Origin of the sequence: uncultured Caballeronia sp. (assembly GCF_964243625.1) — a bacterium.
GTDB lineage: Bacteria > Pseudomonadota > Gammaproteobacteria > Burkholderiales > Burkholderiaceae > Caballeronia.
This window is the reverse complement of sequence record NZ_CAXTGZ010000807.1, coordinates 1-2,310: the sequence shown is the minus strand read 5'-3', so window position 1 is coordinate 2,310 and position 2,310 is coordinate 1. Positions and strand designations below refer to the sequence as shown.

The window sequence follows — 2,310 nt, the reverse complement described above, 5'->3', positions numbered from 1 at the left end:
CGTCGGTGGTATCGGCGCCCACGATCATCTGCGTGCTTTGTCCGGCCGGCGCGAAGCGCGGCGCCTTCGGTTCGGCCTCCGATTCCTCTTGCGCCACGCGGATCGAACTCATCGCGATCTTGATGGTGCGTCCGCTTTTTTCAGGCGCGAGCCGTTGCAAGCTGACATCTGTCGGCAATTCGATGTTCACGCTCAGCCGGTCCGCGAACAGTCCGGCTTGCTCGATCAACCCGGGATCGGCGTCGGGAATGGTTTTCAGATGGATATAACCGCGGAATTGATGGTCTTCGCGCAAGGACTGTGCGACACGAACCAGTTGTTCCATGGTGTAGTTCGACGAGCGGATGATTCCGGAACTGAGAAACAGCCCGTCGATGTAGTTGCGCCGATAGAAGTCGACCGTCAGGTCAACCACTTCCTGCGGAGTGAACCGTGCACGCGGCACATTGCTGGAACGGCGGTTCACACAATATTGACAGTCGTACTGACAAAAGTTGGTCAGCAAAATCTTGAGCAACGACACACAACGCCCGTCAGGCGTGAAACTGTGGCAAATGCCTGCGCCCGTGCTGGCGCCGAGCCCTTCAAGTCCACGCGATGACCGCTTCGGTGCGCCGCTGCTTGCGCAAGAGGCGTCGTACTTGGCGGCATCGGCGAGGATTTCCAGCTTTTCGGACAACTCCATTGCTGATCGCCGGTACTGTATATGCGTACAGTATCGGCGTCCGCCATGGTTGAATGCAAGTTCAAAATTGGGTGACAGATCGCAGCCTAGCGCCCGCGTCTTCGATAAAACGCCCACCATCCCGCGAGTACGGTGAACGTCGCGACGATCGCGACCATCAGCCAGAAGCCATGCTTGTTCTCGGCGAGCGGAATGCCGCCGACGTTCATGCCCATGATCCCGGCGACGATGTTGATCGGCAATGCCAGCACCGTGACCAGCGTCAGCGTGAACAGCGTCCGGTTGCTTTGTTCGTCCAGACGCGCGGCGATTTCTTCCTGCAAGAGCTTGATGCGTTCTACAAGCCCGGCCACATCGCCGAGAACGAGGGAGAACTCTTCGGTGGCGTCGCGCAGATCCTGCAGGTCGAGCGTCTGCAGCCAGCGCGGCGGACGTGCAAGCAGCCGGAAGATCGATCCCGGCTCGGGCGCAAGCAGACGCTGCAGGCGCACCAGCACTCGCCGCGATGCACCCAGTTCCGAGCGCGTGGCGGGGGCGCGCATGGAGAGAAACCGGTCTTCGACTTTATCGATGTCGATACTCGTGCGCCTTACGATCTGGACCAGCAAGTCGGCCTGATCGCGCAGCAAATGGATCAGCAGCTCGACGGTCGAGCGAAAGACTTCGCCGCCGCGCACGGCCTCGCGCAGGGTATCGATGGAGCGCAAGGGTTTCAGCCGCGCGGTGACCAGCAGCTTTTCGCGCGTGTAGACCCACAGTGTGGCGATCTCGGATGGCGTTACATCGAAATTGAACATCACGTCGTTGATCACCGCGAGCAGTGCGCCCTCCTGGTGTTCGATGCGCGTGGAATGCGAGCCGTCGCGCAACGTTTCAAAGAAGGCGTCGGGCAAATCGAGCTGCGTGCGCATCCAGCGTTCGCTTGCGCCGTTCGCCAGATCGAAATGCAGCCAGACAAAATCGCCCGCTTCCTGGCCGGTGTTGCATTGCGCAAGCCAGTTCAGCGCGCCGTCTGAATCAATGTGAACGCCCGGCGCGTCTTCGGCAAAACGAAAGCCGCACACGAGGCCGGAAAAGTCAGAGGCGTAGGGCAGGGCGGTGGTCATCGGCGGCGGGGAATGAAAAACGGATCACTCACCGATTGTGCGTGCCAATTGCGGCAGTTCGGACGTCCTGTGCAACGAATTCGCGTTACTGTGGGGAGATTGCTGCGTGACACGTAACGGACTTATGGCTGTCACGCCTTGCAGGTAGACTCGCGCGGTGCAAGAAGGCCGTCGAGCGCAGCCTGACCCTTCTCGCTTCATTGCGCATCACGGGGAAATACACATGGAAGATCGCGTCGAGCAGGACGAACCCACGCAGACCACGGCCGACGGATTGACGCGGCTGGCGGCAAGCATCGTCGAATTGCTGGGCGAGCAGGCCATCGACAGTCGTCTCGGGACGAAATTGCTCAAACGGCTCGAGAAGGAAGCGAAGCTGGTCGCGGAGCATGGCCCGCAAGCGTTGAACAAGACACAAAAACGCACGTTGCGCGATGCGCTGGACAAACTGGACGAGGCACTGCGCCAGTCCGACGCAAACCTGCTGGTTCTCGCGAATGCAAAATTGCGCTCGACAGA

Annotated in this window: 2 protein-coding genes and 1 pseudogene; 1 reads left to right on the top strand and 2 read right to left on the bottom strand. The window is 60.2% G+C overall.

Going from position 1 to position 2,310, the window contains the following annotated elements; translation table 11 throughout:
• Together ACFFAR_RS31165 and ACFFAR_RS31160 are read right to left on the bottom strand one after the other, a co-directional pair.
• Window positions 1–685, bottom strand: a 685-nt coding sequence (locus ACFFAR_RS31165; RefSeq protein WP_375509222.1) for a putative DNA modification/repair radical SAM protein, incomplete at its 3' end; no start/stop codon positions are given.
• An 86-nt stretch (window positions 686–771) separates the two neighbouring features.
• The gene (locus ACFFAR_RS31160; RefSeq protein ID WP_375509221.1) at window positions 772–1,791 is read right to left on the bottom strand and encodes a transporter; all 1,020 of its coding nucleotides are present in this window, start codon (window positions 1,789–1,791) and stop codon (window positions 772–774) included.
• A 223-nt stretch (window positions 1,792–2,014) separates the two neighbouring features.
• Here ACFFAR_RS31160 and ACFFAR_RS31155 point away from each other — a divergent pair.
• Window positions 2,015–2,310: pseudogene (locus ACFFAR_RS31155) on the top strand (hypothetical protein); the annotation flags it as partial.